The sequence below is a fragment of the Streptomyces sp. NPDC058678 genome, from assembly GCF_042714835.1.
Classification (GTDB): domain Bacteria; phylum Actinomycetota; class Actinomycetes; order Streptomycetales; family Streptomycetaceae; genus Streptomyces.
In genome coordinates this window covers 59700-83333 of sequence record NZ_JBHXSG010000007.1, presented here as the reverse complement: position 1 = coordinate 83333, position 23634 = coordinate 59700, and the positions used below count along the sequence as shown (strand labels likewise).

At 72.2% G+C, this 23634-nt stretch carries 22 protein-coding genes; 10 read left to right on the top strand and 12 right to left on the bottom strand.

What is annotated here, in order from left to right:
- Positions 1–2: 2 nt before the first annotated feature.
- Positions 3–962, bottom strand: coding sequence for a deoxyribose-phosphate aldolase (gene deoC, locus ACFWWR_RS09515; RefSeq protein WP_383871543.1), 960 nt, complete (start codon positions 960–962; stop codon positions 3–5).
- 146 nt (positions 963–1108) lie between these two features.
- Between deoC and ACFWWR_RS09510 the strand changes: the two genes are divergently transcribed.
- Complete coding sequence (locus tag ACFWWR_RS09510) at positions 1109–1801, top strand: PH domain-containing protein (RefSeq protein ID WP_383871546.1); 693 nt, start codon at positions 1109–1111, stop codon at positions 1799–1801.
- 254 nt (positions 1802–2055) lie between these two features.
- On the opposite strand, the gene ACFWWR_RS09505 is transcribed toward ACFWWR_RS09510, so the two are convergent.
- From ACFWWR_RS09505 to ACFWWR_RS09495, 3 genes are all read right to left on the bottom strand, one after another.
- Positions 2056–3687, bottom strand: a complete 1632-nt coding sequence (locus ACFWWR_RS09505) for a phospho-sugar mutase (protein WP_383871549.1) — start codon at positions 3685–3687, stop codon at positions 2056–2058.
- Positions 3688–4133: 446 nt separating this feature from the next.
- Positions 4134–4970: a purine-nucleoside phosphorylase gene (locus tag ACFWWR_RS09500; protein WP_383871552.1), complete on the bottom strand. Its 837-nt coding sequence runs from the start codon at positions 4968–4970 to the stop codon at positions 4134–4136.
- A gap of 126 nt (positions 4971–5096) precedes the next feature.
- On the bottom strand, positions 5097–5534 hold the full coding sequence (locus tag ACFWWR_RS09495; RefSeq protein WP_383871554.1) for a gamma-glutamylcyclotransferase: 438 nt from the start codon (positions 5532–5534) through the stop codon (positions 5097–5099).
- 106 nt (positions 5535–5640) lie between these two features.
- Between ACFWWR_RS09495 and ACFWWR_RS09490 the strand changes: the two genes are divergently transcribed.
- On the top strand, positions 5641–7089 hold the full coding sequence (locus ACFWWR_RS09490) for an NAD(P)H-quinone dehydrogenase (protein ID WP_383871557.1): 1449 nt from the start codon (positions 5641–5643) through the stop codon (positions 7087–7089).
- 166 nt (positions 7090–7255) lie between these two features.
- A complete protein-coding gene (locus ACFWWR_RS09485) occupies positions 7256–8218 on the top strand; it encodes a DeoR/GlpR family DNA-binding transcription regulator (protein WP_383871559.1) in 963 nt (320 codons plus the stop codon).
- Positions 8219–8653: 435 nt separating this feature from the next.
- On the opposite strand, the gene ACFWWR_RS09480 is transcribed toward ACFWWR_RS09485, so the two are convergent.
- The gene (locus ACFWWR_RS09480) at positions 8654–10426 is read right to left on the bottom strand and encodes an acetyl/propionyl/methylcrotonyl-CoA carboxylase subunit alpha (RefSeq protein WP_384302676.1); all 1773 of its coding nucleotides are present in this window, start codon (positions 10424–10426) and stop codon (positions 8654–8656) included.
- A gap of 382 nt (positions 10427–10808) precedes the next feature.
- Here ACFWWR_RS09480 and ACFWWR_RS09475 point away from each other — a divergent pair, with 382 nt between their 5' ends.
- Positions 10809–11297 (top strand): hypothetical protein, encoded by a 489-nt coding sequence (locus ACFWWR_RS09475; protein ID WP_384302674.1) that lies wholly within the window; start codon positions 10809–10811, stop codon positions 11295–11297.
- 13 nt (positions 11298–11310) lie between these two features.
- Here the strand turns inward: ACFWWR_RS09475 and ACFWWR_RS09470 are convergent, their stop codons facing one another.
- The gene (locus ACFWWR_RS09470; RefSeq protein WP_383857806.1) at positions 11311–11931 is read right to left on the bottom strand and encodes a Maf family protein; all 621 of its coding nucleotides are present in this window, start codon (positions 11929–11931) and stop codon (positions 11311–11313) included.
- 34 nt (positions 11932–11965) lie between these two features.
- A complete protein-coding gene (gene mmpB / locus ACFWWR_RS09465; RefSeq protein WP_383857808.1) occupies positions 11966–12094 on the bottom strand; it encodes a morphogenic membrane protein MmpB in 129 nt (42 codons plus the stop codon).
- A 129-nt stretch (positions 12095–12223) separates the two neighbouring features.
- Between mmpB and ACFWWR_RS09460 the strand changes: the two genes are divergently transcribed.
- A complete protein-coding gene (locus tag ACFWWR_RS09460; RefSeq protein ID WP_384302672.1) occupies positions 12224–13348 on the top strand; it encodes an SGNH/GDSL hydrolase family protein in 1125 nt (374 codons plus the stop codon).
- A gap of 54 nt (positions 13349–13402) precedes the next feature.
- Here the strand turns inward: ACFWWR_RS09460 and ACFWWR_RS09455 are convergent, their stop codons facing one another.
- Positions 13403–13612, bottom strand: a complete 210-nt coding sequence (locus ACFWWR_RS09455) for an acyl-CoA carboxylase epsilon subunit (protein WP_217241341.1) — start codon at positions 13610–13612, stop codon at positions 13403–13405.
- Between the two features lie 8 nt (positions 13613–13620).
- Positions 13621–15231 (bottom strand): acyl-CoA carboxylase subunit beta, encoded by a 1611-nt coding sequence (locus ACFWWR_RS09450; protein WP_383857815.1) that lies wholly within the window; start codon positions 15229–15231, stop codon positions 13621–13623.
- 109 nt (positions 15232–15340) lie between these two features.
- Here ACFWWR_RS09450 and ACFWWR_RS09445 point away from each other — a divergent pair, with 109 nt between their 5' ends.
- Positions 15341–16201, top strand: a complete 861-nt coding sequence (locus tag ACFWWR_RS09445; protein ID WP_383857817.1) for a biotin--[acetyl-CoA-carboxylase] ligase — start codon at positions 15341–15343, stop codon at positions 16199–16201.
- A gap of 214 nt (positions 16202–16415) precedes the next feature.
- Positions 16416–17576 (top strand): adenylate/guanylate cyclase domain-containing protein, encoded by a 1161-nt coding sequence (locus tag ACFWWR_RS09440; protein ID WP_383857819.1) that lies wholly within the window; start codon positions 16416–16418, stop codon positions 17574–17576.
- Positions 17577–17582: 6 nt separating this feature from the next.
- On the opposite strand, the gene ACFWWR_RS09435 is transcribed toward ACFWWR_RS09440, so the two are convergent.
- Positions 17583–18239, bottom strand: a complete 657-nt coding sequence (locus ACFWWR_RS09435) for a hypothetical protein (RefSeq protein WP_384302670.1) — start codon at positions 18237–18239, stop codon at positions 17583–17585.
- A 210-nt stretch (positions 18240–18449) separates the two neighbouring features.
- Between ACFWWR_RS09435 and ACFWWR_RS09430 the strand changes: the two genes are divergently transcribed.
- From ACFWWR_RS09430 to hutH, 3 genes are all read left to right on the top strand, one after another.
- Positions 18450–19250 carry an enoyl-CoA hydratase/isomerase family protein gene (locus tag ACFWWR_RS09430; RefSeq protein WP_383857823.1) on the top strand — a complete coding sequence of 267 codons (801 nt, stop codon included), beginning with the start codon at positions 18450–18452 and terminating at the stop codon, positions 19248–19250.
- 413 nt (positions 19251–19663) lie between these two features.
- On the top strand, positions 19664–20812 hold the full coding sequence (locus ACFWWR_RS09425; protein WP_383857826.1) for a diguanylate cyclase domain-containing protein: 1149 nt from the start codon (positions 19664–19666) through the stop codon (positions 20810–20812).
- Positions 20813–20894: 82 nt separating this feature from the next.
- Complete coding sequence (gene hutH, locus ACFWWR_RS09420; RefSeq protein ID WP_384302757.1) at positions 20895–22433, top strand: histidine ammonia-lyase; 1539 nt, start codon at positions 20895–20897, stop codon at positions 22431–22433.
- A gap of 56 nt (positions 22434–22489) precedes the next feature.
- Here the strand turns inward: hutH and ACFWWR_RS09415 are convergent, their stop codons facing one another.
- Together ACFWWR_RS09415 and ACFWWR_RS09410 are read right to left on the bottom strand one after the other, a co-directional pair.
- Positions 22490–23266, bottom strand: coding sequence for a hypothetical protein (locus tag ACFWWR_RS09415; RefSeq protein ID WP_384302668.1), 777 nt, complete (start codon positions 23264–23266; stop codon positions 22490–22492).
- 42 nt (positions 23267–23308) lie between these two features.
- Entirely contained in the window at positions 23309–23626 is a 318-nt protein-coding gene (locus tag ACFWWR_RS09410; RefSeq protein ID WP_383857832.1) for an LAETG motif-containing sortase-dependent surface protein, read from the bottom strand.
- Between the last annotated feature and the right edge of the window lie 8 nt (positions 23627–23634).

Below are 23634 nucleotides of genomic sequence, written 5' to 3'. Positions count from 1 at the left end.
GATCAGTCCACCGTCACGTAGTCGGGGCCGGAGTAACGGCCGGTGGCCAGTTTCTGACGCTGCATCAGCAGGTCGTTCAGGAGCGAGGAGGCGCCGAAGCGGAACCAGTGGTTGTCCAGCCAGTCCTCGCCCGCGGTCTCGTTGACCAGTACGAGAAACTTGATGGCGTCTTTGGAGGTGCGGATCCCGCCGGCCGGCTTCACGCCGACCTGTACCCCGGTCTGGGCGCGGAAGTCGCGGACCGCCTCCAGCATGAGGAGGGTGTTCGCGGGAGTCGCGTTGACGGCGACCTTGCCGGTGGACGTCTTGATGAAGTCGGCTCCGGCGAGCATGCCGAGCCAGCTGGCGCGGCGGATGTTGTCGTACGTCGACAGCTCGCCCGTCTCGAAGATGACCTTGAGGCGGGCGGCGCCCGCGCAGGCCTCCCGCACGGCGACGATCTCGTCGAACACCTTCGTGTAGTTGCCCGCGAGGAACGCCCCGCGGTCGATGACCATGTCGACCTCGTCGGCGCCCGCGGCGACGGCCTCGCGGACGTCCGCCAGTTTCACGGAGAGCGCGGCGCGGCCCGCCGGGAAGGCGGTGGCGACAGAGGCGACCTTCACCGAGGAGCCGGCGACGGCCTCCTTGGCCGTGGCCACCATGTCCGGGTAGACGCAGACGGCCGCGGTGGCGGGGGTCGTGCGGTCGGTCGGGTCGGGGCGGACCGCCTTGGCGCCGAGCGCCCGGACCTTGCCCGGGGTGTCCGCGCCTTCCAGCGTCGTCAGGTCGACCATCGAGATGGCGAGGTCGATGGCGTACGCCTTCGCGGTCGTCTTGATGGAACGGGTGCCGAGCGAGGCGGCGCGCGCCTCCAGGCCGACCGCGTCCACGCCGGGCAACCCGTGGAGGAAGCGGCGCAGCGTGCTGTCGGACGCGGTGACGTCGGCGAGAGCGTGTGCAGCGGATGCAGTGGTGGGCATGGTCACAAGCCGAGCATATCTACGCGCGTAGCGGCTGTACACCCCGGCAGACATATCAGGTGCTCGTCCGGTACTCGTCCCGTACTCGTCCGGTACGGCGGCACCGCGTACGGGCGTCGCCGGGGGCTTCGGGCAGAATCGGGACCATGACGACCCCGGAGCCCCAGTCACCAGCGCCGCAGCCCTCGGCGCCCCAGTCGCCGGACCGCATCTATCGGTCGCCCGCGGGCATGGCCGGCGGTTTCCTGCTGCTCGGCATCACCGGCTGGCTCGGCATCGACGCGATCGTCACCGGCGAGGACCGCACGCCGTGGCTGGCACTCGCCGCGCTGATCCTCGTGGTGCCGCTGGTGGTGGCCTTCACCCTGCGCCCCGCCGTGTTCGCGAACGAGGAACGGCTGCGCATCCGCAACCCCTTCCGCCTGATCGTGCTGCCGTGGTCCCAGGTCGCGTCGCTGCGCTCCGGCTACTCGAACGAGGCCGTTGCCTCGTCCGGCAAGAAGTTCCAGCTCTGGGCCGTTCCCGTGTCCCTGCGGGGCCGCAAGAAGGCGGCTCGACGGGAGGCCCGACGCGGGGCGGAGGACGACGGGCGCGGCGGCGCGTTCGGCGGCCTGACCGGGCTCTCCGGGGGGATGCGGGGTGGTGGCCGGACGGCGGTACCGGACGGGCCCGCCCGCGCGGAGACCGACCGGGTCATGGACGAGCTGCGCGAAATGCGGGAGGCCCAGGAAAAGGCGGAGGCGGCCCAGGGCGAGGTGACCGTGCGGTGGGCGTACGAGATCGTGGGTCCGGCGGCGGCCGGGGCGGTGCTGCTGGCCATCCTGATCGCGGTGGGCTGAGGGGGCTCTCAGGCCGGGGTGGCTGAGTCTCGGGGCGCGCGTTCCGGGGCGGTGGGGTCGGGTCCGGGACGGCGGTCGAGGACACGGCGGCGGCTCCGGGCCGGCTCGGCGGGGTGCTCCACCGGTCCACCGATTCCCGCGGGGTGGGGCGAGGCGAGGAGCCCGCGTCAACCTGTTTGGTGAAGTCACCCGATGGGATGCCCCGGTTTCCTCGGGGGCACCCCATCCATGGGCTCGGATCTGTCGCCTACGGCTCAGATGCCGGCCGCCGTCGACAGATCCCGCTTGATCGTCGCCAGCAGGTCCGTCGCCTTCGCACGGGCCGCCGGGAGATCGGCGTGCGCGGCGACCGGGACGACGACCTCCAGGTAGCACTTCAGCTTCGGCTCCGTGCCGCTGGGGCGGACGATGACCCGGGCGCCGTCGAGCGTGTAGCGCAGTCCGTCGGTGGGCGGGAGCGTCTCCGTGCCCCGGGTGAGGTCCTCGGCCCGGCTGATCGGCAGGCCGGCGAGCCGGGTCGGAGGCTGTTCGCGCAGGCGCCGCATCGCGTCGGCGATGACCGACAGGTCCTCCACACGGACCGCGAGCTGGCCGGTGGCGTGCAGGCCGTGCTCGACCGCGATGTCGTCGAGGAGGTCGAGGAGGCTGCGGTTCTCCTCTTTCAGCGTCGACGCGAGTTCCGTGATCAGAAGGGCGGCCGTGATGCCGTCCTTGTCCCGTACGCCGTCCGGGTCCACGCAGTAGCCGAGGGCCTCCTCGTAGCCGTAGCGCAGGCCCTCGACGCGGGCGATCCACTTGAAGCCGGTGAGGGTCTCCTCGTACGGCAGGTCCGCCTTCTCGGCGATACGGCCGAGGAGGGAGGAGGAGACGATCGACTCCGCGAAGGTGCCGCGGGCTCCGCGGGCCACCAGGTGGGTCGCGAGGAGGGCGCCGACCTCGTCGCCGCTGAGCATCCGCCAGTCGCCGCCGTCCTTCACGGCCACCGCGCAGCGGTCGGCGTCCGGGTCGTTGGCGATGATCAGGTCGGGGTCGGTCTCGCGGGCCTTCGCGAAGGCGAGGTCCATCGCGCCGGGCTCTTCCGGGTTGGGGAAGGCGACCGTCGGGAAGTCCGGGTCGGGGTCGGCCTGTTCGGCGACCAGGGCGGGCCGCGGGAAGCCGGCGCGGGCGAAGGCCGCGAGGAGGGTTTCCGTGCCGACGCCGTGCATCGCCGTGTAGACCGTGCGGGCCGTGCGGGGGGAGTCGGGGGCGAGGACGGCGTCCGTGCGGGCGAGGTAGGCGTCGAGGACGGCGTCGTCGAGGGTCTCCCAGCCGGTGGTGGGGCGGGGGACGGTGCCGAGGGACGTGACGGCGGCGATCTCGGCCGCGATCTCGGCGTCGGCCGGGGGCACGATCTGGGAGCCGTCGCCGAGGTACACCTTGTAGCCGTTGTCGCGCGGCGGGTTGTGGCTGGCGGTGACCTCCACGCCGGCGACCGCGCCGAGGTGCCTTATGGCGTACGCCAGGACGGGGGTGGGGAGGGGCCGGGGGAGGACGGCTGCGCGCAGGCCCGCTCCCGTCATCACGGCGGCCGTGTCCTGGGCGAAGTCGGCGGACTTGTGACGGGCGTCGTAGCCGATGACGACGAGGCCGTCGCCCTGGCCCTTCGCCTTGAGGTACGCGGCGAGGCCGGCGGCCGCGCGGATGACCACGGCTCGGTTCATGCGCAGCGGGCCGGCGCCGAGTTCGCCTCGCAGGCCCGCGGTGCCGAACTGGAGGGTGCCGCTGAAGCGTGCGGTGAGCTCGGTGACGTCCTTGGCGTCGATCAGTTCGGCGAGTTCCTCACGGGTCTCCGCGTCGGGGTCCTCGGCCAGCCATGCCTTGGCCTGTGCGATGACATCGGCGTGCACTTGGGTCGACCTCTCGTTTCGGTTCGTTGGTGGCCGGGGGGTCCGCGGGACGGGTTCCTCGCCCCCGCCGCCCCTACCCGTCCCGATCCCCGGGGGCTGCGCCCCCGGACCCCCGTCGGCCCTGAACGGGCCTCGTCCTCAAACGCCGGACAGGCTGATCGGGGTGCGGGTGGTGGGTGGGCGGAGCCCCTCCCGTCCCGTCCCCGGGGGCTGCGCCCCGGACCCCCGTCGGTCCTGAACAGGCCTCGTCCTCAAACGCCGGACAGGCTGATCGGGGTGCGGGTGGTGGGTGGGCGGAGCCCCTCTCGTCCCGTCCTCAGGGGCTGCGCCCCCGGACCCCCGTCGGCCCTGAACGGGCCTCGTCCTCGTCTCCCCCAGAGGGGGGACCCCCAGACGGGCTGAGAGGGGTACGGGTAGTGGGTGGGCGGAGCCCCCTGGTGCGGTCTCTACAGGCGGCCCAGCACCTGCGCCAGCAGGGAGCCCATCCGCGTCGCCGAGTCGCGGCCCGCCTGGAGGACCTCCTCGTGGTTCAGCGGCTCGCCCGTCATGCCGGCCGCGAGGTTCGTCACCAGGGAGATGCCCAGGACCTCCGCACCCGCCTCGCGCGCAGCGATGGCCTCCAGCACGGTCGACATGCCCACCAGGTCCGCTCCGATGACGCGGGCCATGCGGATCTCCGCGGGCGTCTCGTAGTGCGGGCCGGGGAACTGGGCGTAGACGCCCTCCTCCAGCGTGGGGTCGATCTCCTTGCACAGGGCGCGCAGGCGCGGGGAGTAGAGGTCGGTGAGGTCGACGAAGTTGGCGCCGACGATGGGGGAGGTGGCCGTCAGGTTGATGTGGTCGCTGATCAGGACCGGCTGGCCGGGGCGCATGCCCGCGCGCAGACCGCCGCAGCCGTTGGTGAGGACGATCGTCTTGCAGCCGGCGGCGACGGCCGTACGGACGCCGTGCGCGACGGCGGCGACCCCGCGGCCCTCGTAGAAGTGGGTGCGGCCCAAGAAGACCAGGGCCCGCTTCGCACCGATCTTGTACGAGCGGACTGTGCCGCCGTGGCCCTCCACCGCCGGCGGCGGGAAGCCGGGCAGGTCGGTGACCCGGAGCTCGGCGTCGGGGGCGCCGAGGGCGTCCACCGCCGGCGCCCAGCCGGAGCCCATCACAAGGGCGACGTCGTGGGTCTCGGCGCCGGTCAGTTCGCGCAGGCGCGCGGCGGCGGCGTCGGCGGCGACCCTCGGATCGTGAGGGGTGGCGCCCTGGATGTCGTCCGGAAGGAGAGATGCGTTCACGCGATGAGGGTAGCCGGTCAGGGCCTACGCGCGTAGATGAGAGAGCTCACGGGATGGGGATCGTTGTCTTGTCGTTTCCAACGAGAAAGGCGCTCCCCGGGCCGACGAGACAGCGCGCCGGCGGCCTCAGCAGGGGTGCTTGCGGAGCTCCATCACATAGTCGTGCGGCGCACCCGCGGACTCCGCCGCGTCCGCGATCTCGCCCAGGTAGCGGGCCGAGGGCAGGCCGCCCTCGTAGCCGTTGAGGACGTACACCCAGGCCGCTTCCTGGCCCTCCAGGGTGTGCACGCGGACGCGCATCCGCCGGTAGATGTCGAGGCCGACGCCCTCCCAGCGGTCCATCGAGTCCTCGTCCAGCGGCGCGAGGTCGTACAGCGCGACGAAGACCTGGGCGCCCGGCGCCTCCACGATCGTGGCGAGCGCCCCCTCCCAGCCCATGTGCTCGCCGCCGAAGGTCAGCCGCCACCCGTTCAGCCAGCCCGTCGCGCGCAGCGGCGAGTGCGGGGCGCGGCGGGTCATGAGCCGCGCGTCGAGGTTGCCGGCGTACCCGGCGTAGAGCGACATGCGTCGAGGGTACGGCAGCCGTTTCGCGGGTCTCTCCCGTCACGGACGTAACGCTTGGGCCTCCCTCTCGCCCCCGGGGCGGTGGCACGGCGGCGCGTGCGGGACAATGGAGTACGTGACTCGGATCGTGATCATCGGTGGCGGACCCGGCGGATACGAGGCGGCCCTGGTGGCCGCCCAGCTCGGCGCGGAGGTGACCGTCGTCGATTGCGACGGCCTGGGCGGGGCGTCGGTGCTCACCGACTGCGTCCCGTCGAAGACTCTTATCGCCACGGCCGAGGTGATGACCACCTTCGATTCGTCGTACGAAGAGCTGGGGATCATCGTCGCCGACGACACCCCGCCCATGGAGCAGGCCGCCCGGGTGGTGGGGGTCGACCTGGGGAAGGTCAACCGGCGTGTGAAGCGGCTCGCCCTGGCGCAGTCGCACGACATCACCGCCTCCGTGACGCGGGCCGGCGCCCGGGTGCTGCGCGGGCGCGGGCGCCTCGAGGGCATGCAGGCCCTCGACGGCTCGCGGAAGGTCGTCGTGCGTGCCGTCGACGGCACCGAGGAGACCCTCGTCGCGGACGCGGTGCTCATCGCCACCGGCGGTCACCCGCGTGAACTGGAGGACGCCCAGCCCGACGGCGAGCGCATCCTCAACTGGACCCAGGTCTACGACCTCGACGAACTCCCCGACGAGCTCATCGTGGTCGGCTCCGGTGTCACCGGTGCCGAGTTCGCCGGCGCCTACCAGGCGCTCGGCTCCAAGGTCACCCTCGTCTCCTCCCGCGACCGGGTGCTGCCCGGCGAGGACTCGGACGCGGCCGCCGTACTGGAAGAGGTCTTCCGGCGCCGCGGCATGAACGTCCTGGCCCGCTCCCGCGCCCAGTCCGCCAAGCGGGTCGGCGACCGCGTCGAGGTCACCCTCGCCGACGGCCGGGTCATCACCGGCTCGCACTGCCTGATGGCCGTCGGCGCCATCCCGAACTCCGCGGGCATGGGCCTGGAGGAGGCCGGGGTCAAGCTCCGCGAGTCCGGGCACATCTGGACCGACAAGGTCTCCCGGACCACCGCCCCCGGCGTGTATGCCGCCGGTGACGTGACCGGCGTCTTCGCCCTCGCCTCCGTCGCGGCGATGCAGGGACGTATCGCCATGTACCACTTCCTCGGCGACGCCGTGGCCCCGCTGAACCTGAAGACGGTCTCCTCGAACGTGTTCACCGACCCCGAGATCGCCACCGTCGGCTACAGCCAGTCCGACGTCGACTCCGGCAAGATCGACGCCCGGGCCGTGAAGCTGCCGCTGCTGCGCAACCCGCGCGCGAAGATGCAGGGCATCCGGGACGGCTTCGTCAAGATCTTCTGCCGTCCGGGTACCGGCATCGTCGTCGGCGGAGTCGTGGTCGCGCCCCGCGCCTCGGAACTGATCCACCCCATTTCGATCGCCGTCGACAACAATCTGACGGTCGAACAGATCGCGAACGCGTTCACCGTCTACCCCTCCCTTTCAGGGTCGATCGCCGAGGTCGCGCGGCAGTTGCACACGCGTAAGGCTGGCGACGAGGGCTGACGGCCGAAAGCGATTCCTCGCTGGTCACGGGGAGTTGTCGCGCATGCGGGCGGCATAGGCGTCAGGACTAGGCCCTATACCACTCCACGTCCTTGCGTGAGAACAACTTCTGTAATTCGGCGCAAACTGCTGAAACCAGGCGGTCGTTGGGGTTACTGTCAGTTTCGTGTTCGCTGCAGAACGTCGCCAATTGATCCTCGAAATGGTGCGAGCGAACGGGGCCGTGTCGCTCCGTGAGCTCGCCCGCGTCGTCCAGACCTCCGAAGTGACCGTACGGCGGGACGTGCGCGCACTGGAGGCAGAAGGACTCCTCGACCGCCGACACGGCGGTGCGGTATTGCCGGGCGGGTTCACGCGAGAATCCGGCTTTCCGCAGAAATCCCATCTCGCGACCGCCGAGAAGACGGCCATCGCCGATCTCGCCGCGAGCTTCGTCGAAGAGGGCGAGGCCATCGTGGTCGGGGCGGGAACCACCACCCAGGAGCTGGCCCGCCGGCTCGCCCGGGTGCCCGGGCTGACCGTCGTCACCAATTCCCTGCTGGTGGCACAGGCGTTGGCCCATGCCAACCGCGTGGAGGTCGTGATGACCGGCGGGACGCTCCGCGGTTCCAACTACGCCCTCGTCGGCAGCGGTGCCGAACAGTCCCTCCAGGGGCTCAGGGTGTCGCGGGCCTTCCTCTCCGGGAGCGGGCTGACCGCCGAGCGCGGGCTGTCCACGTCCAACATGCTCTCCGCGTCCGTCGACCGGGCGCTGGTGCAGGCCGCCGCCGAGGTCGTGGTCCTCGCCGACCACACCAAGCTCGGCACCGACACCATGTTCCAGACCGTGCCGACGGATCTCATCACCCGCCTCGTGACGGACGAGCCGCCCGGCCACGACGACCGGGCGGGCACCGAACTCCAGGCCCTCGCCGACCAGGGGGTGCAGATCGCCGTCACCGGGGCGTCGGAGCACCCCGGGGGTGATCAGGTCCCGGCGCGCCGGCAACAGCGCCGGGACGTGCCCCTGCCGGGCCCACGCCGCGGTCAGGTCCCGGGCGGCACCCCGGGACTGCGCTCCGCCACGGCCCTGGGCGAGCAGACGCCGGGCACCGAACGGACGCGGGTCGCCGACCTCCGCCGCCGCTGAGGAGGCGGGGGTCCCGAGAGACCCGTGACGGGCTGATGGGCTCCGGTTTCCCTCCGACGGGGGACTGCCCGGCACGGGGTGGGGCCGTGTTGACGACCGGAGCCACCGATACAACCTCGGCTTCCGCCCCTTCGGCATGCGCCGGCAGATCATCGCCAACGCCGCCGGCCACGCGCTCAACCGCGGCCTTCGCATGAGATGGCCGTCGCCTTCGGCGCCGCGCGCCTCGTCGTCGCCCGCCATGGCACCTGCTGGGTGCGGGCGCAACAGACCGCCTAGCAGACCGGCGAAGCAGACCGGCGAAGCGGACCGGCGAAGCGGACCGGCGAAGCGGACCGACGGCGGATCGGGGAAAGACGAGGCGCCCGGCGGACTGATCGTTCCAGTCCGCCGGGCGCCTCGGGGTGTCGTACGGGGTGTCGTACGGGGAAGGCGTCAGTCCTTGATCTCGCAGATCGCCGCGCCGGACGTGATCGACGCGCCCACGTCGGCGGACAGGCCCTTGACGGTGCCGGCCTTGTGCGCGTTCAGCGGCTGCTCCATCTTCATCGCTTCGAGGACGACGATCAGGTCGCCCTCCTGGACCTCCTGGCCCTCCTCGACAGCGACCTTGACGATCGTGCCCTGCATCGGGGAGGCGAGGGTGTCGCCGGAGGCGGCAGGCCCGGACTTCTTGGCCGCGCGGCGCTTGGGCTTGGCGCCCGCCGCGAGGCCGGTGCGGGCCAGGGACATGCCGAGCGAGATCGGGAGGGAGACCTCCAGGCGCTTGCCGCCGACCTCGACGACGACCGTCTCGCGGCCGGCTTCCTCGTCGACGTCGGTGTCCGCGGGGGCGGCGAAGGGCTTGATCTCGTTGACGAACTCGGTCTCGATCCAGCGGGTGTGGACCGTGAACGGATCGGCCGAGCCGGTGAGCTCGGGGGCGAACGCCGGGTCCTTGACGACCGCGCGGTGGAACGGGATGGCGGTGGCCATGCCCTCGACCTGGAACTCCTCCAGGGCTCGGGCGGCCCGCTGGAGGGCCTGCTCGCGGGTGGCGCCGGTGACGATCAGCTTGGCCAGCAGGGAGTCCCAGGCCGGGCCGATGACCGAGCCGGACTCGACGCCGGCGTCCAGGCGGACGCCCGGGCCGGACGGCGTGGCGAAGGTGGTGACGGTGCCGGGGGCCGGGAGGAAGCCGCGCCCCGGGTCCTCGCCGTTGATGCGGAACTCGAAGGAGTGGCCGCGCAGCTCGGGGTCGCCGTAGCCGAGTTCCTCGCCGTCGGCGATGCGGAACATCTCGCGGACGAGGTCGATGCCGGAGACCTCCTCGGTGACCGGGTGCTCCACCTGGAGACGGGTGTTGACCTCCAGGAAGGAGATCGTGCCGTCGACGCCGACCAGGAACTCCACCGTGCCGGCGCCGACGTACCCGGCCTCCTTGAGGATGGCCTTGGAGGAGGCGTACAGCTCGGCGACCTGCGCCTCGGAGAGGAAGGGCGCCGGGGCCTCCTCGACCAGCTTCTGGTGGCGGCGCTGGAGGGAGCAGTCACGCGTGGAGACGACGACCACGTTGCCGTGCTGGTCGGCCAGGCACTGGGTCTCGACGTGCCGGGGCTTGTCGAGGTAGCGCTCGACGAAGCACTCGCCCCGGCCGAAGGCGGCGACGGCCTCGCGGACCGCCGAGTCGTACAGCTCCGGTACCTCTTCGAGGGTCCGGGCGACCTTCAGACCGCGACCACCACCGCCGAAGGCGGCCTTGATCGCGATGGGCAGGCCGTGCTCCCGGGCGAAGGTGACGACCTCCTCGGCACCGCTCACCGGGTCCGGCGTGCCGGCCACCAGCGGGGCGCCGGCGCGCTGGGCGATGTGCCGGGCGGCCACCTTGTCGCCGAGGTCGCGGATGGCCTGCGGCGGCGGGCCGATCCAGATCAGCCCCGCGTCGCCGACCGCCTGGGCGAAGTCGGCGTTCTCGGAGAGAAATCCGTAGCCGGGATGGATGGCGTCGGCGCCGGACTCGCGCGCGGCGTTCAACACCTTCTCGATGTCGAGGTAGCTGGTCGCGGGAGTGTCACCGCCCAGAGCGAACGCCTCATCCGCGGCGCGGACATGCAGAGCGTCCCGGTCCGGGTCGGCGTAGACGGCCACGCTCGCGATACCGGCATCCCGGCAGGCCCGGGCCACGCGGACAGCGATTTCGCCACGGTTGGCGATGAGCACCTTGCGCACGATTGAGGCTCCCTCCTTGAAACAAGCCGAGTTTAGGGACTGCCGACACGACACTTCGACCCGTCCCCACTGGTGAGCTTGCCCACACGGAGCGTGATGCGAGGCCAGCTCGACTGCGAAATCCCTTGTCGCACCTGCGTACGCAGGACTCCTGTCGAAACCCTAGCCCTCCTTTGTGGTCAAGGTCTCTATGAGAGCGTGCCGCGGGCCACAGGGTTTCTTTGTGGAGTCCCTACGAATGGCCCAATGATTCTTTGCCCGTGGCGGAACTCTTGTCCGTCGGTGTACCCGTGAGTAGCGTTCAGGATGTCCCGAACGTACTTGGGGTAACAGCAGCCTTGCTCGAGTGGCACTCGAAAAGCTCGGAAGTGGGTGGGGACCGGTGGTGCGCAGACCGGTGGCGTGGATCGTGGCGGTCGTGCTCTTCGTCGAGGCGCTCGGGGTCGTCGCGCTGAACTGGCTCCTCGGGACCGTCGTCGACAATCAGCAGATGTCCCTGGCCGGTCTCGACCCGGACGTGATGTCCACGTCGTCGAAGGTCAGCGGCTTCCTCTTCGGTCTCTACTTCGTCCTGTGCGGCCTGGTCGCGCTCCTGGTCGCCCTCCGCGACCGCCCGCCGGCCGGCCTCGGGCGTGTCCTGCTGGTCAGCGCGGCCGTGGTGCACGGGCTGCTGGGCGCGTTCGCGTGGGGCCTGATGGGCTGGCACGCGTTCCTCTTCATGATGCTGGTGCTCGCGCTCATCGTGCTGCTGCTGATGACGTACGACGTTCAGGGCCGGCCCGAGCCCGAGCCCGCCGACGCGACGCCGGACGGCCCCAAGGGCGGCGACGGCTCGCCGCTCGCCCCTCCGCCCACGCCCAGCACCCCCTGACCGCCGCTCCCGGTCACTTCTCCCCGGGAGTCCACAACTCGGTGATGCCGACGCCCAGTTCGGCCAGCAGCCGCCGCAGGAGGGGCAGGCTGATGCCGATCACGTTGCCGTGGTCGCCGTCGATGCCGTCGATGAACGGGGCCGAGCGGCCGTCGAGGGTGAACGCCCCGGCGACGTAGAGGGGCTCGCCCGAGGCGACGTACGAGGCGATCTCCTCGTCGGTCGGGTCGCCGAAGTGGACGACGGTGGAGGCGACGCCGGAGGTGTAGCGCCCGGTGGCGGTGTCGTGGACGCAGTGGCCCGTCTGGAGCGTGCCGGCCCGTCCGCGCATCGCCTTCCAGCGGGCGGTGGCCTCCTCGGCGTCGGCCGGCTTGCCGAGGGCCTCGCCGTCCAGGTCGAGCACCGAGTCGCAGCCGATCACCAGGGCGCCCTTGACCTGGGGCTTCGCCGCCACCACGGACGCCTTGGCCTCGGCGAGGGCGAGCGCCAGTTCGGCGGGGGTCGGCGCGCTGACGGCGTCCTCGTCGACGCCGCTCACGATCACCTCGGGGTCGAGTCCGGCCTGGCGCAGCAGGCCGAGCCGGGCGGGGGACTGGGAGGCGAGGACGAGTCGGCGGCGCGGCTGATCAGTCATACGGCCAGAATATCGGCGGCCCGCCCCGGGGCTCTCACCTCACCCCGAGCACGATCATCGCCAGCACCATGGCCAGCGCGATGAGAACGCCCAGCCGCCGAAGCATGTCCTGCGTGTCGCGCAGTTCCTTCGGCGGCTCGTTGTCGGGGTCGGACCACAGCATGGTGTCCAGCGTGCGGGGGCTGCGCGGAGGGCGCCTGAGTACGCGTACTCAACTTCGGCCCCCTCGACAAACGGGTCTGCTGTTCCGTTAATCTAAAGGAACTTCAGTCCCGTTTGGAAGGGTTGCGCCATGTTCACAGCTGCCTGGACCGCTTCACCCCAGCCGCCCGCCGAGGGCTTCACCCCCAACTGGTCCCGGGAGGGTTTCTGGCGCCAGTCCGTCCGTCAGGCCGTGCGGCTCACCGCGGGCGGCGGCAGGCTCCGGATCCGGCTGTCGAACGCCTACGGCACGTCTGCGCTGCGGGTGGCCGGCGCCACGGTCGGCCGTACGGTCGCCGAGGCCGCGGTGGACTCACTGACGCGGCTGACCTTCCACGGGGCGTACGACGTGAGGCTCCAGGCGCGCGGGCACGCCCTCAGTGACGCCGCCGAACTCGCGGTGGCGCCCGGGGAGTCGGTGGCGGTCACCCTGTACTTCGACACCACGACCGGGCCGGCGACCTTCCACGCCCAGGCCTTCACGACCAGCTACCGGGGAGAGGGGGACCTGCTCGCGGACGCGGGCGGGGACGGGTTCGACGCGACGAGCGAGTCCTGGTACTTCCTGTCCGCGGTCGAGGTCGACGCCGGCCGCACCGACGGCATAGCCCTCTTCGGTGACTCGATCACCGACGGCTTCGGATCGACGCCCGGAACCGACCGCCGCTGGTCGGACGCGCTGGCGGGGCGTACGGGGCGGCCGGTACTGAACGCCGGGATCGGCGGGAACCTGCTGCTCAACGACTCCGCGTGGTACGGGGAGAAGGGCGTCCACCGGCTGCGGCGCGATGTGCTGGAGCTTGCGGGGGTGGACACGCTGGCCGTGCTGATCGGGCTGAACGACATCGGGTTCAGCGAGACCGACGAGCAGCCGACGTACCGGCCGGCGCCGGTGGTGGAGGCGGAGGAAGTCGTCGCCGGCCACCGGGAGCTGATCCGGCAGGGGAAGAGGCGAGGGCTTCGGGTGATCGGCTGCACCCTGCTGCCGTTCGGGGGGTCGGACCACTGGGGCGAGCACGCGGCCAAGGTCAGCCACGAGGTCGACGAGTGGATCCGGTGCGCGGGGGAGTACGACGCGGTGGCGGATCTGCGGCGTGCCCTGGCCGATCCGGCGGATCCGGACCGGCTGCGGCCGGCGTACGACTTCGGCGATCACCTGCACCCCAATGACGAGGGGTACGCGGTGATGGCCGAAGTCGTCGCGCGTTGTCTGTAGCCGCGGGTGCGTGGGGCCGGTCGCGCAGTGCCCGGCGCCCCTGAGGGCGTTTCCTCACCCCGGCCAGTAGGTGCGGCTCCAAGCCGTCGGGCCCGGCTCCGGAAGCCGGTGTGCCGCGATGCGCGACGGGTCCGACCAGGCATCCCGTGGGGTGGGCGCGCCGGGCGGGGCTTCCGCCGCCGCCGCGGCGCGGGCGCGGACCACCGCCAGAGCGGCGGCCAGCTCCTCGGGGGTGGGATTGCCCCGTACGACCTTGATCGTCATGGCGGCTCCTAGAGGGGGATGTTGCCGTGCTTCTTCGGGGGCAGGGATTCCCGCTTCGTGCGCAGCTGACGCAGGCCGCGTACGACGTGCCGGCGGGTGTCGGACGGCATGATCACGGAGTCGATGTAGCCGCGCTCGGCCGCGATGTAGGGGTTGAGGAGGGCGTCCTCGTACTCCTGGATGAGCCGGGCCCGGGTCGCCTCCAGGTCTCCGGCGGCCTCCGCCTCGGCGATGGTCCGGCGGTGCAGGATGTTGACCGCGCCCTGGGCGCCCATCACGGCGATCTGGGCGGTCGGCCAGGCGAGGTTGAGGTCCGCCCCGAGGTGCTTGGAGCCCATGACGTCGTAGGCGCCGCCGAAGGCCTTCCGCGTGATCACCGTGATCAGCGGGACCGTCGCCTCCGCGTACGCGTAGATCAGCTTGGCGCCGCGGCGGATGATGCCGTCGTGCTCCTGGTCGACGCCGGGCAGGAAGCCCGGGACGTCCACGAAGGTGATCACCGGGACGTTGAAGGCGTCGCAGGTGCGCACGAAGCGGGCGGCCTTCTCGCTGGCCTTGATGTCGAGGCAGCCGGCGTACTGCATCGGCTGGTTGGCGACGATGCCGACGGGGCGGCCCTCGACGCGGCCGAAGCCGGTGAGGATGTTCGGGGCGAACAGCGGCTGCGTCTCGAAGAACTCGGCGTCGTCCAGGACGTGTTCGATCACCGTGTGCATGTCGTACGGCTGGTTCGCGCTGTCCGGCACGATCGTGTCCAGCTCGCGGTCCTCGTCGGTGACGGCCAGGTCCGCCTCCTCGGGGAAGGCCGGGGCCTCGCTGAGGTTGTTGGACGGCAGGTACGACAGCAGCTGCTTGACGTACTCGATGGCGTCCTTCTCGTCCCCGGCCATGTGATGCGCGACACCCGAGGCGGAGTTGTGGGTGCGGGCGCCGCCCAGCTCCTCCATGCCGACGTCCTCGCCGGTGACCGTCTTGATGACGTCCGGGCCGGTGATGAACATGTGCGAGGTCTGGTCGACCATGACGGTGAAGTCGGTGATCGCGGGCGAGTAGACCGCGCCCCCCGCGCACGGGCCGACCACCAGGCTGATCTGCGGGATCACACCGGAGGCGTGGGTGTTGCGGCGGAAGATCTCGCCGTACGCGCCGAGGGAGGCGACGCCTTCCTGGATGCGGGCGCCACCGGAGTCGTTGATCCCGATGACCGGGCAGCCCGTCTTCAGCGCGAAGTCCATCACCTTGACGATCTTCTGACCGTAGACCTCGCCCAGCGCACCGCCGAAAACGGTGAAGTCCTGGGAGAACACGGCGACGGGGCGGCCGTCGACGGTTCCGTAACCGGTGACCACGCCGTCGCCGTAGGGGCGGTTCTTGTCCAGGCCGAAGTTGGTGGAGCGGTGCCGGGCGAACTCGTCGAGCTCCACGAAGGAGTCCTCGTCGAGCAGGAGCTCGATCCGCTCCCGTGCCGTCAACTTGCCCTTGGCGTGCTGCTTTTCGACGGCGCGTGCGGAGCCGGCGTGCGTCGCTTCCTCGATGCGTCGCTGGAGGTCCGCGAGCTTGCCCGCGGTGGTGTGAATGTCGATCCCTGGGATCTCGTGACGCTCTTCCGGCTCGGACATCGGGATGCGGCTCCCTGCCTGCTCAAAAGGGGGGACGGTTACTCATCCGTAGAGTAGTGCGTGCCCAGGAAACAGCAGTGCGGTGTTTACCACACCTAGGGTGGCTTGCATGACGCCGCGAGATGCCTCAGACGACAGCCGTTGGTCCGACCTGGACCGCCCGCCGCTCAACGGTGCCGCCTTGCGCAGAGCACTGGTGCGGGAGGACGGTCTGTGGACCGGCGTCGAGGTCGTACAGCGCACCGGATCGACCAACCACGACCTGGTGGCGCTGGCCGACTCCGGCAAGGCGGCCGAGGGCGCGGTCCTCGTGGCCGAGGAGCAGACCGCCGGGCGGGGCCGCCTCGACCGGCAGTGGACCGCACCGGCCCGTTCGGGCCTCTTCTTCTCCGTCCTGCTGCGGCCGACCGAGGTCCCGGTGGCCCGCTGGGGCTGGCTGCCGCTGCTCACCGGTGTCGCGGTGGCGACGGGGCTGTCGCGGGTGGCGGGCGTCGACACGGCACTCAAGTGGCCGAACGACCTGCTGGTGACCGTGGCGGGAGAGGAACGCAAGGCCGGCGGCATCCTCGCCGAGCGGGCCGGGGACGACGGGGTGGTCGTCGGCGTCGGCATCAACGTCACTCTCCGCGCGGACGAGCTGCCGGTGCCGCAGGCCGGGTCGCTGGCGCTGGCCGGGGCGGTGAGCACGGACCGGGATCCGCTGCTGCGGGGCGTGCTGCGGTCCCTGGAGGACTGGTACGGGCGCTGGCGGGCGGCCGGGGGCGACCCGACGGCGAGCGGGCTGCAGGAGACGTATGCGGCGGGGTGCGCCACGCTCGGGCGGACGGTGCGGGCGGAGCTGCCGGGGGATCGGTCGGTGGTCGGCGAGGCGGTGGCGGTGGACGGCGACGGGCGGCTGGTGATCGCCACGGAAGAGGGCGTGCAGGAGCCGGTGGGAGCGGGAGACATCGTGCACTTGCGACCCGCGTGAGCTGTACCCGGCCGGGTGCTCGGGGCCGTGTCGATGTGCGGCTCGGCCGCGTGGGCGAGGCCGGCCGCGCACGACCCGCGGGAACCCCCTGACACGAACCACCCACTCTCTCCCCGGCTCCGCCTGGCGGAGCGAAGGAGTGAGCTACCGCACACCTGCCGTAAAGTGAAGGCCGGTCGAGAACTGACCGCGGCAGATCGGAAGGGCAGCAGGCGTGACCGTCGACGACACGGGCTCCGGCGCGGACGCGGACGGCCGGGCGGACCCTCCACCACTCTCGGCTTCGCTCGAGCAGGGGGACCCCCAAGCCGCCGAGTCCGGCGATGACCCGCTCGCCCTGCGCATCGAACAGCTCATCCTGGGCGCCGAGCGGCGCTACACCCCCTTCCAGGCGGCCCGCAGCGCGGGCGTCTCGGTGGAGCTGGCCACCCGCTTCTGGCGGGCCATGGGCTTCGCCGACATCGGGCAGGCCAAGGCGCTCACGGAGGCCGACGTGCTCGCGCTGCGCCGGCTCTCCGGTCTCGTGGAGGCGGGGCTGCTGAGCGAGGCGATGGCCGTGCAGGTGGCGCGCTCCACGGGGCAGACCACCGCCCGGTTGGCGGAGTGGCAGATCGACTCGTTCCTGGAGGGGCTGACCGAGCCGCCCGAGCCCGGTATGACCCGTACCGAGGTGACGTATCCGATCATCGAGCTGCTCCTGCCCGAGCTGGAGGAGTTCCTCGTCTACGTCTGGCGCCGCCAGCTCGCCGCCTCGGCGGGCCGGGTCGTCCAGACGGCCGACGACGAGGAGATGGTCGACCGGCGCCTCGCCGTCGGCTTCGCCGACCTCGTCGGGTTCACGCGGCTGACCCGCCGTATGGAGGAGGAGGAACTCGGCGAACTCGTCGAGGCCTTCGAGACCACGGCCGCCGACCTGGTCGCCGCGCGTGGCGGGCGGCTGGTCAAGACGCTCGGCGACGAGGTGCTGTACGCGGCGGACGACGCCGGCGTCGCCGCCGAGATCGCGCTCCGGCTCATCGAGACCATGGCGAACGACGAGACCATGCCGGAGCTGCGCGTCGGCATCGCCTTCGGCACGGTCGCCACCCGTATGGGCGATGTTTTCGGTACGACGGTGAACCTCGCCTCCCGGCTGACGTCGATAGCCCCGCGCGACGCCGTCCTCGTCGACAGTGCCTTCGCCGAGGAGCTGATCCGCACCGGCGACGCGCCGGCCTCCGAGGCGGAGGCGGCCGAGGCCGCGGCGGCCGCCGAGAAGGAGGGCGAGGAGCCGCCGACGTACCGCTTCGCCCTGCAGCCGATGTGGCAGCGGCCGGTGCGCGGACTCGGCGTGGTCGAACCGTGGCTGCTGACCCGGCGGATGGGGCAGCCGTAGTCCCTCTCAGCCGAGCCGGGCGGCCGGCGTGTCCACACACACGGCGATGACCGGCACGCACAGGCCGGGCTGGTCCGGGCGGTCCGGCTGGTCCGGCTGCGGGGCCGGGGGCGTCGTGGCCCTGCTCGGCGTGGGTGTCGGGGCGGGCTGCGGGGGTGTACCGGTGGACGTGGAGGGCCGGGGTGCGGTGGTGGGAGCTGCCGTGCGGGTCGGGTCCGGCGCCTCCGGGATCGTCGTGGACGCAGGCCGGGAGGACTCCACCGCCGAGCTGGGGGCGAGGGACACTCCCGGCGTGGGCAGCGCGCTCGGACCGCCCATCACGGTGGTCGCCGTCGGGCTCGCCCCGGGGACGACGGCCGCGACGGTGGCGGCGGCGTTGGTCGCCCGGTCCGCGCCGGCCTCCTGGTCCACGCGGGGCTCGGCCTCCGTGGTGGCGAGTTCGTCCACGCCCGCATCGGGGGTCAGCCGTACGAGGCTCAGCGCACCCGCCACCAGGGCCAGGCCGCCCGCCGCGAGCAGCACCTTGCGGGGCCGGGGGCGGCGGTGCCGGCCGCGGGGACTCCAGGGCCGGGTTCCGGTGCCGTACGACTCCGGCAGTACGGTCGCCGCGTCCTCCGCGCCGCCTCTCCCCGTCTTCGCCGCCGGCGTGCCCGTCGTCGTCATCGTGACCCCTCCCCGTGCGCCCGCGCCCCCTGCGCGCTGTGGCGGACGCACGTTATGCGCTCCCTTGGGCGGTGCGGCGCGAGTTGGGCGTGATGTCACTCGAACGGGGTGTCGGGCGGGGAGGCGGGAACCGGTCGGCCCTTTCCCGTGCGGGGCTCGCCTGCGATGATCGGAGCACGGATGTTAACCGTCGTTAACCGGGAGGGTGTCATGGGCGAGGAGCAGTTCGGGGAGTTCGTGCGGGTACGGCGGCACGCGGACGGGCATGTCGCGGAGCTGGCCCTGGACCGGCCCAAGGCCATGAACGCGGTCTCGACGGAGATGGCCCGCTCGCTCGCCGGTGCCTGTGCGGCGCTGGGCGCGGACCGTGACGTACGCGTGGTCGTGCTGACCTCGACCCATGAGCGGGCCTTCTGCGTCGGGGCCGACCTGAAGGAGCGGAACTCCTTCAGCGACGCGGATCTGCTGCGGCAGCGGCCGGTGGCACGCGGCGCGTACACCGGCGTCCTGGAACTGCCGGTACCGACGATCGCGGCCGTGCACGGGTTCGCCCTGGGCGGCGGCTTCGAGCTGGCGCTCGCCTGCGACCTGATCGTCGCGGACCGCACGGCTGTGGTGGGGCTGCCGGAGGTGTCGGTCGGCGTGATCCCCGGAGGCGGCGGCACGCAGCTGCTGCCGCGGCGGGTGGGGGCGGCCCGCGCGGCCGAGCTGATCTTCACGGCCCGGCGGGTGGAGGCCGAGGAAGCGGCCTCCCTTGGGCTCGTCGATGTGCTGGCGGGGGAGGGGCAGGACCGCGAAGAGGCCCTGGCGCTGGCGTCCCGCATCGCGGGGAACTCGCCGGTGGGGCTGCGGGCGGCGAAGAAGGCGTTGCGGCTCGGGCAGGGGCTGGATCTGCGGGCCGGCCTGGAGGTCGAGGACGCGGCGTGGCGGGCGGTGGCGTTCTCGGGGGACCGGGCGGAGGGGGTGGCGGCGTTCAACGAGAAGCGGCGTCCTTCTTGGCCGGGGGAGTAGAGGCACCGCGCCTCGCCCTGGGTCCCAGGGGGTGCTGCGCCCTGGAACCCCGGCCCGGGCTCACCCACCACCCGGTCCGGTCGGACAAGGGTGGCCCTCGCCCGGTGGTGCACCTCTCGACGGCATGGTTCGGGGGTCCGGGGACGGAGCTCTCAGGGGGCGCCCGCGCCGGTGCCGGGTTGGTCATCGCCCACGGTCACCGAAACCGGTCACCGGCCTCCGTCCGTCGAACCGGGTCACGGGCCTCCGTCCGTCGAACCGGTCACCGGCCTCCGTCCGTCGAACCGGGTCACGGGCCTCCGTCCGTCGAACCGGTCACGGGCCTCCGTCCGCCGACCCCGTCCGCCGAACCCCGGTCACCCCACCGCCGCATACAACGCCCGGTTCGCCCCAAAACTGCCTAGCCTGGAGTGATGGGTGAGGACAGTCGGCTCGCGGGCGTCGTCGCGTTGGCTCAGGGCATGGCCGCCGCGCACAGCTCGCGGGAGGTGTGGTGGGCTGCCGCGAGCGGGGCGTACCGGGCGCTCGGGGGCAGTTTCGCCGCGTTGTCCGTGTGGGAGCGGGAGCTCGGCCGGCTGCGGGTGCTGGTGAACGTGGGGGAGCGGGCCGAGGACGAGGAGGAGTTCCCGGACGCCGAGGCCTACCCGGTGCACCAGTTCGCCGAGATCACCGAGTTCCTGCACGAGCGGTGGGCCGGGGGCGGTGAGCCCAACGCCTGGGTGGAGACCGCGGAAGGCCCCGCCGCCGGGCGCCGCCCCGGTTACGTCCATCGGCGGGTCGCCGCCCTGCGCCGCCGCGGCCGCGGCTGCTGCGTCGTCGCGCCGATCGTGCTGCACGGCCGGGCCTGGGGCGAGCTGTATGTCGCCCGTCCTGTCCGCGCCCCCGTCTTCGACCGCGAGGACGCCGATTTCGCCACCGTCCTGGCCTCCGTCGTCGCCGCGGGCATCGCCCAGACCGAGCGGCTGGAGGAGGTGCGGCGGCTGGCGTTCACCGACGCGCTGACCGGCCTGGCCAACCGCAGGGCCGTCGACTCCCGCCTGGACGAGGCCGTCGAGCGGCACCGCAGGGACGGGGCGGTCGTCAGTCTCGTCGTCTGCGACATCAACGGGCTCAAGCGCGTCAACGACACCCGCGGGCACGCCGTCGGCGACCGCCTCCTCGAACGCTTCGGCTCGGTTCTCTCCCTCTGCGGTGCCATGCTCCCCGGCGCGCTCGCCGCCCGCCTGGGCGGGGACGAGTTCTGCCTGCTCGCGGTCGGACCGGCCGCCGACGAGGTCGTCAAGGCGGCCGACGAGCTGTGCCGCCGGGCGGCCGAGCTGGAGCTCGGGGAGGGGGTCGCCTGCGGGGTCGCCTCCACCGAGGACCCCATCGGGCCGGTGCACTCCGCCCGCCGACTGTTCCGGCTCGCCGACGCCGCCCAGTACCAGGCCAAGGCCGAGCGCTCCACCCGTCCGGTCGTGGCCGGGCGTGCGGGCCCCGACGATCCCGTCGTACGACTGGCCGACGAGCCCGCCGGTGAGCAGCCGACCGCCGAGCGGCGCCGCTTCCGAGGGCGTCGCTGAAGTGTGACCCATCGGTAAGGGGCGAACCCAGCCCCCACTGGTGACATCTGAGAATTCACTGCGTACGCTCCTGAATATGGATATGCACACTGTGGTGGTGGGGACTTCCGGGGTCACCGCGTCCGACGTCCTCGCCGTGGCGCGCGCCGGCGCCCGGGTCGAGCTCTCCGACGAGGCGGTCGCGGCCCTCGCCGCCGCCCGCGGCATCGTGGACGCGCTGGCGGCCAAGCCCGACCCCGTCTACGGCGTGAGCACCGGCTTCGGCGCCCTGGCGACCCGGCACATCAGCCCGGAGCTGCGGGCCCAGCTGCAACGCAACATCGTCCGCTCGCACGCCGCCGGCATGGGCCCGCGGGTCGAGCGTGAGGTCGTACGGGCCCTGATGTTCCTGCGCCTCAAGACCATCTGCTCGGGACACACGGGCGTACGCCCCGAGGTCGCGCAGACCATGGCCGACGTCCTGAACTCCGGCATCACCCCGGTCGTCCACGAGTACGGCTCCCTCGGCTGCTCAGGCGACCTGGCCCCGCTGTCCCACTGCGCCCTCACACTCATGGGCGAGGGCGACGCCGAGGGCCCGGACGGCGTCGTACGCCCCGCCGGTGAACTCCTCGCCGAGCACGGCATCGCACCCGTCGAACTGCGCGAGAAGGAGGGCCTCGCCCTCCTCAACGGCACCGACGGCATGCTCGGCATGCTGGTCATGGCCCTCGCCGACCTGGACACCCTCTACAAGTCCGCCGACATCACCGCCGCCCTCTCCCTGGAGGGCCTGCTCGGCACCGACAAGGTCCTCGCCCCCGAACTGCACGCCATCCGCCCGCACCCGGGGCAGGGCGCCAGCGCCGCCAACATGCTGGCCGTGCTGAAGGGTTCGGAACTCACCGGCCACCACCAGGACGACGCGCCCCGCGTCCAGGACGCCTATTCGGTGCGCTGCGCCCCGCAGGTCGCGGGAGCGGGCCGCGACACCATGGCGCACGCCCGCCTCGTCGCCGAGCGCGAACTGGCCTCCGCCGTCGACAATCCCGTCGTCCTGCCCGACGGACGTGTCGAGTCCAACGGCAACTTCCACGGCGCCCCGGTCGCCTACGTCCTCGACTTCCTGGCCATCGCCGCCGCCGACCTCGCCTCCATCGCCGAGCGCCGCACCGACCGGCTGCTCGACAAGAACCGCAGCCACGGCCTGCCGCCGTTCCTGGCCGACGACCCGGGCGTCGACTCCGGGCTGATGATCGCCCAGTACACGCAGGCGGCGCTGGTCAGCGAGATGAAGCGGCTCGCCGTACCGGCGTCCGCGGACTCGATCCCGTCCTCCGCGATGCAGGAGGACCACGTCTCCATGGGCTGGTCGGCCGCCCGGAAGCTGCGCACGGCCGTCGACAACCTCACCCGGGTCGTCGCCATCGAGCTGTACGCCGCCACCCGCGCCGTCGAGCTGCGTGAGGGCCTGAGCCCGGCGCCGGCGTCGCGGGCGGTCATCGACGCCGCACGGGCCGCGGGAGTCGCAGGTCCTGGTCCGGACCGCTTCCTGGCGCCCGACCTCGCCGCGGCGGACGCCTTCGTGCGCGCCGGGCACCTGGTGGCGGCGGCGGAGACGGTCACCGGGCCGCTGCGGTAGAAGGCGCGGGACAGCACGGGGCCCCGCCGGTCCGCCGACCGACGGGGCCCGGGTGGTCACTTGAGTTTGGCGCCCTGCGCGTCGATCACGGCGGCCGGGATGTCGTAGGCCTTGCCGGTCGTGAGCGCGGCGAAGTTCACCGAGTAGTACGTGGCGATGGTGCTGCCGTGCCGCACCACCTCGGTGTGGAAGGTGCCCGACTCGCCCTCCGCCCCGGAGTCCACGGCGAACGCCACCGACTCGTCACCGGCGCCCGAGGCCTTCTCGGAGGTGATCTTGGTGATCTTCGTGTCCGTGCCGTCGGCGGTGAAACCGAACCCGCCGGAGCAGGCCGTGACCCCGTCGGAGACGGCCTTGAAGGCCTTCTCCGCGCCGTCGCCCTCGTACGAGGAGAGACCCACGTAGGTCGCGGTGAGGTTGAAGGCCTCGGCGAAGTCGCCCGCGGAGGCGGTGTCCGTCGGGGCGTCCTCGGTGACGGTGTTGCTCGCGCTCGCGTCCGTGTCGCCCGGCGGCAGCGCGGCCATGGCGTAGGCGACGGGCTCGCACTCGGCCTTGTCGATGTTCTTCAGCACGCTCTTGGACTTCGGCAGCGTGTCGTCGCCGGAGGTGACCTTGTACCCCTTGATCTCGCCCTGCGCGAGCAGCAACTTCTCCAGCTCCGCCGCGCTGTACGCCTTCGCGGCCGTGGTCGGCGACGAGGACGACGAGGACCCGGAGTCGGCGGAACCCTTGGAGTCGTCCGACGTGTCGTCGGAGCAGCCCGTGATGAGGGCGAGCGACAGCACGCTCACGGTAACCGTGGCGCCTATGCGCGCGCCCGATGATCTCTTCATGAGCGGACTATGAAGGTTTCCCCAAGAACGCGTCAAGTCGGTTTAAAAGCCCAGGCGTTCCCGACGCACCGAATAGACCACGAACCCGGCGCCCAGCGCCAGGCAGAGGGTCCCGCCGGCGACGTACGGCGTGGTGTCGAAGCTGCCGGTGTCGGCGAGCCGGGTGGCGTCACCGGTCGTGCTGCTGGTGTCCGTGGCCATGGCCCGTGCCTGGGTCGTGACCTGCGACGTCGGGGGCGCCGAGGGCTCCGTTCTGGCCGGCTGGTCCCCCGTCGCGTTGGCGGAGGGGACGAACCACAGGGCGCCCAGAAGGGTCCCCGCGGCGGTGGCGGTCAGCAACGAACGTCGAGCGGGTGACACGGAATATC